Source organism: Mesobacillus sp. (genome assembly GCF_049588175.1).
GTDB lineage: Bacteria > Bacillota > Bacilli > Bacillales > Cytobacillaceae > Mesobacillus.
Window position 1 is genome coordinate 1 of record NZ_JBAVFI010000308.1, and the last position, 5,197, is coordinate 5,197.

The following is a 5,197-nucleotide window of genomic DNA, read 5'->3' on the forward strand; positions in this document are numbered from 1 at the left end:
CTTCCTGCATCTGTGCCACCCTGTGAAACAAAGTACTGGTATGGAATATTGTGAGTTTCAGCCATATCAAGGATAAATTCTCTCATGCCGCGGTGCGTGACCATAGAGCGGTCGAGAATTCTTAACAAAGTTCCTTTTCCAAGCTGTCCAAATTCATTTTTATCACCTGACATATCATTTGCCGGACTCGCATCAAGCGCAAAGAATAGGTCAGGATCAATCATATTGGCTGCAGTCTGTGCTCCTCTAAGGCCAACTTCCTCCTGCACTGTCGCACCAGAGTATAGCATATTAGGGAGCTGGATATCCTTTGTTTCTTTTAACAATTCGATTGCCAGTCCGCACCCATAACGGTTATCCCAGGCTTTAGCTAAAATCTTTTTCTCATTTGCCATCGGAGTGAATGGGCAAATAGGAACAATTTGCTGACCGGGCTTGATGCCGATCTTGATTGCATCCTCTTTGTCATCTGCACCGATATCAATCAGCATGTTCTTGATTTCCATAGGCTTGTTGCGTTTGGACTCATCCAAAAGGTGAGGAGGGATAGAACCAATCACTCCAGTAATCGGCCCATTTTTTGTAATGATCTGGACACGCTGGGCTAGCAGAACCTGACTCCACCATCCGCCAAGAGTCTGAAAACGGATCATCCCATTTTTCGTAATAGAGGTAACCATGAAGCCAACCTCATCCATATGACCTGCTACCATGATTTTCGGACCGTTCGGGTCACCTTTTTTAACTCCGAATACACTGCCTAATTTATCCTGTATCAATTCATCTGAGTACTGTCCTAATTGTTCACGCATAAAGCTGCGCACTGCATGCTCGTTCCCCGGCGCACCAGGCAATTCAGTCAATGTTTTAAAAAGGCTTAATGTTTGCTCGTTCATTTCATTGCTCCTTCTCACCAAAAATTTAGATTACCTAAAGATTATGTATATATACAATGTATTTTACAGATTATTGCTTATGCTTGCCAGTCTTTATCAAGTCATTCAGGTTTTTAATTTAAATCACACCACTCATTAAATAGTCATGTGTATTATTTCTTTGCTCGATCATGCTGATTTGTTATGATGTAGGTATCATGAAATCCATATATAACCTTGGGGGTACTTGACTATGAACTGGAAAATCTTTTTCATTGGCGTCGGTGCTGGTCTGGCAGGTGCTTATGCTGTAAAGGAACTTGCTTCCCAGAAGGAAACTGTTTCAGCAGACAAAGTGCTGCAGCATGCAAAAGCAGTTTTTAAGAAATCAGGGTCAATCAGCGGCTCATGGATCAATATGAACGCTGAACCGTACTCAAAGCCGCCTATTGAATATCTGGTTTATAAAGGTGGAATCTCCCGGAATGTGAATGGCCAGGTAGAGCAGTATGAATTTATCGCTGACGCTGCTACAGGAGCCATTCTCGATACGTATCCTTTAAATTAAGACCTGCAGATGCAGGTCTCAGGCTGTAGACAAACTGGATAAAAGCAAGCTTGTCTACATTTTTTTTATCTTGGTTGGTAAGTAAAACTGGTCTGTTGATTTCCGTTCCAGGCGCTTCGCTTTCCGCGGGGCTGGCGCTGAGCCTCCTCGTCGCTTCGCTCCTGCGGGGTCTCACCTGTCCAGCTAAGCCCGCAGGAGTCTACGCGCCTTCCACTGCAATCAACAGGGTTTAATTAACTTATCTGTGACCTGTATCTTTACCGACAAGCTAAGACCTGCAGATGCAGGTCTATTTTTTTCGTTCAATTGTCTGTGTTATTTTGCCTTCATTATCAAATATAATCGCACGGTAAACGGCATCATGGTAAAAAGTAAACCAGGCATCCTTGCTAATGCCGTATTCCAGCCACTTTTGTTTGGCAAAAATAGAATCCATCGGATAATCATCATAAGCCATTACCCAAAGTGGGTTCTGGTGAGCATGTGTCGGCATGATGTCCGCCATATGAACCACAGTCATATCCTCGTCCTCAATGATTAAAATGGCATGTCCATCACTATGACCGCCAGTGTGGATCATTTTGATTGGCCCAAAAGACCACTCTTTCTCAAACGTCTCTACTTGCTGTTCGATCCCCTGCCAATTTTCTTCCCAATATGTACTTTTTGAACGGATATTCGGGTTGCGCATCTCATCCCATTCAATCTTCGATGTGATGATTTTAGCATTCGGGAAAACAGAAACAAGCTCCCCATTTATTTCCTTAGTCAATCCGCAAGCATGATCAAAATGCATATGTGTCATTAAAATATAGTCAATATCTTCGGACGCTAATCCTAATTCTTTCAGTTCTGAATCAAGATTTGATTCCTCAAGCACACCAAAATTACGTTTTTGCTTATCGTTTAATTTCCCATTCCCAATCCCGCTTTCAACGAGGAGGTTCTTCCCCTCAGCCTGGATCAAAATCGGATCGGTTCTGAGCTCAATTTGGTTATTTTCATTGACTTCGTACTTTCGTGACCAAAGCGGTTTCGGCACGACGCCAAACATTGCGCCTCCATCAAGATGTGTAACTCCCCCGTTCAGCCACTGAAGTTTAACATTCCGAAGCTTAAGCTTTTCCATATGCATCCTCCTTTTTACTTGATTGTAACACCAAGATTCAAAATTTTTAAATAAATACTCTTACTTATAATCTTTCCTGCTATAACTTCAGGCTACTCTTATACAAATTCACGTTTTTTTCGTCTAACCATGTTTAAAAGAAGCTTCAGTTATCATTTTATTGGCGATGTTCACTGGTATATTGGCGAAATTTTAATTTTATTGCGATGTTCACAATTTTATTGGCGAACTGGAAATTACCGCGCTTTTTTTCCATATCAAAGATTCTCCCTCAGCAATTGTTCTTTGCCGCTGATGGACAACAATCTGATATCAAAAAAAAACCGATCGATACATATCGAACGGTTTTTTCGCATTCTTTATTCAGCTATAAACTGTGCCTCGCAGCGGTAAATCCTGCTTCCTCGAGAAGAGAACTTCTCTTCATATTCAGTCATGATGTTTCCTTCGTAGTCGCTGTTATGAAGGTCAAGGCTTACATACTTCAGCAGCATGCCATAGTGTGAAAAGCTGACAAGTGAGTATTCAAATAAACCCTGGTTATCCGTTTTGAAATGAATTTCTCCATTTTTAACAAGGATGGCTTCATATACTTCCAAAAAGGATTTGAATGTCAATCTTCTCTTTTCATGACGCGTTTTAGGCCATGGATCAGAGAAATTCAAGTAAACACGGCTGACATCTCCGCTTTTGAAGTATTTATCAAGCTCCGCTCCATTCACATTCATCAGCTTGCAGTTAGGCAGCTCTGCTTCAATTAAACGGTCCAGTGCACTTACGATGACACTCTCCTGCAATTCGATACCGATATAGTTAATGTCAGGATTCGCTTTTGCCATCCCTGTAATGAACTGGCCCTTGCCGGTTCCGATTTCAATGTGGAGCGGCTGTTGTTTTTCAAATACCTCGCCCCAGTTTCCTCGGGAATTTTCTGGTTCCTGGATAACGTAGTTTGAGTATTGCTGCAATTTATCTTTTGCCCAAGGCTTATTTCTTAATCTCATGCTTACACCTCTGTACTATTTTCATTCGTTTCAAACGATATCATGCAACCCATATGTTTTCAAGATGTAAATTCCATTTTGCGACTTATTAAACGGCCTTTCCATAGGAAAAGGGCTTGCTTCATGTATAAACGCAAAAAGGAATCCACACTCTAAAGGTGAATTCCTTTTAAAACGAAAGGGTGATCTGTGTGCCTTTAAGCCACCATGACCAGGTAAATTTATTAAAGGATATATTAAGCAACCACCAGACTGACTGCTGCGGATCGGTTGCGGAGTATCAGCAATTGGAACGCCTCATTAAGTCTTTGATGGTCAACACGAACGTAGACGGCAATATAAAATCAATTTTGCAGGATGTATATCAGTACAGCCAGAACGGGGTTAACGCCTCGGATTTGGAGCAGCATATCCAGACCAATCAAAGTCAATTATCCCAATGGGTAGATGATATTGGACAGTTTTCATAAAATAAGAGTTAAAAAAGTGCTTTTAAAAATTCAACCCATTTATCCATTTCAGGAATGCGATTCTGGTTTTTGTGCCATTGAATGGACGAAAGCGATTGCGCAAGTGCATACCACTTCATCCTTTGCTTGAGATTATCTGTCAGGCTGATCCCATACATTTCGAGCCATTCTTCCCAAGCCTCTTCGGGTATGTAGGAATATAGGAGAAGGCCAATGTCAATGGCCGGATCAGCGATCATCGCGCCATCCCAATCAATTAAATACAACTGGTTGTCTTCCGTAAGCAGCCAGTTGTTATGATTAACATCACAGTGGCAAACTACCTTATCATGGAAGTCGACTTTCCCCACGTTTTCTGTAAGAAATTCCATCGACTCTTTCACTACAGGTTTCGCCCAGAGCTCTTCCTCTAGTTCCTCATTTAATGCATGCAGAATCATCTCAGGCTGCAAAGGACTTTTCCCTAGCCGGGTAAGCATGCCTAGCAAAGGTTCAGACGCATGGATCTTCTTTAAAAGCTTGGCCACCCGGTCATCATTCATATCTCCAGGCTTTAGCTCTCTTCCATTCATCCATTGCTGTGCAGTTATAACATCTCCGTTCTCTAACCTTTTAGTCCAAACAAGCTTGGGTACGATTCCTTCTGCGGAGAGTACAGCAAGAAAAGGGGACGAATTACGTTTTAAAAACAGCCTTTGACCTTCATGCTGTGCAAAATAAGCAGCACCTGTTGCGCCGCCTGCAGGAACGATTTCCCAATCCTGTCCAAATAAATGTTCCAAAGTTAGTCACCTTCAATTTATCACTATTTCCCTTATGCTAAAAAACCGGAAATGTATCTATAAAATATAAATTCACTGATGTTCTTATTATCGGAAATAAAAAGACAGCTATTGATAGAAAAATTCACATACAATAGCTATCTTATAAATTTTATCTCCTAGAGGCTTCCTTCGTCAACCCCATGAACCTCAAATTAATATTGTGAAAAAGTTATCATTTGAAAAGGATGAACTGATTTTTTTAGAAATGCCGATAAAAACCGTCACTCCTCTCGCAACATATGTGCCGGAAATTTCATGTTCAAGTCTGCCAAGAGTGAGCCGACTATGTACCCCACGTCCTGTGCAACACTGGCACTGGTACAGCCT

7 protein-coding genes are annotated in these 5,197 nt (G+C 41.6%); 2 read left to right on the forward strand and 5 right to left on the reverse strand.

What is annotated here, in order from left to right; translation table 11 throughout:
* Window positions 1-896: M42 family metallopeptidase (locus WB217_RS07545; protein ID WP_423992124.1), on the reverse strand; the 896-nt coding region annotated here is incomplete at its 3' end.
* Window positions 897-1,128: 232 nt separating this feature from the next.
* Here WB217_RS07545 and WB217_RS07550 point away from each other — a divergent pair.
* Window positions 1,129-1,443 (forward strand): PepSY domain-containing protein, encoded by a 315-nt coding sequence (locus WB217_RS07550; protein ID WP_423992126.1) that lies wholly within the window; start codon window positions 1,129-1,131, stop codon window positions 1,441-1,443.
* Window positions 1,444-1,732: 289 nt separating this feature from the next.
* Here WB217_RS07550 and WB217_RS07555 read toward each other — a convergent pair whose 3' ends face one another.
* Both WB217_RS07555 and trmB read right to left on the reverse strand, forming a co-directional pair.
* Window positions 1,733-2,572 (reverse strand): YtnP family quorum-quenching lactonase, encoded by an 840-nt coding sequence (locus WB217_RS07555; protein ID WP_423992128.1) that lies wholly within the window; start codon window positions 2,570-2,572, stop codon window positions 1,733-1,735.
* A gap of 359 nt (window positions 2,573-2,931) precedes the next feature.
* Complete coding sequence (gene trmB, locus WB217_RS07560; protein WP_423992130.1) at window positions 2,932-3,576, reverse strand: tRNA (guanosine(46)-N7)-methyltransferase TrmB; 645 nt, start codon at window positions 3,574-3,576, stop codon at window positions 2,932-2,934.
* Window positions 3,577-3,767: 191 nt separating this feature from the next.
* Here trmB and WB217_RS07565 point away from each other — a divergent pair, with 191 nt between their 5' ends.
* Window positions 3,768-4,046: a YtzH-like family protein gene (locus WB217_RS07565; RefSeq protein ID WP_423992132.1), complete on the forward strand. Its 279-nt coding sequence runs from the start codon at window positions 3,768-3,770 to the stop codon at window positions 4,044-4,046.
* A gap of 8 nt (window positions 4,047-4,054) precedes the next feature.
* Here the strand turns inward: WB217_RS07565 and WB217_RS07570 are convergent, their stop codons facing one another.
* Entirely contained in the window at window positions 4,055-4,828 is a 774-nt protein-coding gene (locus tag WB217_RS07570; RefSeq protein ID WP_423992134.1) for a phosphotransferase, read from the reverse strand.
* Window positions 4,829-5,017: 189 nt separating this feature from the next.
* A partial coding sequence (locus WB217_RS07575; protein ID WP_423992136.1) for a hypothetical protein occupies window positions 5,018-5,197 on the reverse strand: 180 nt, incomplete at its 5' end.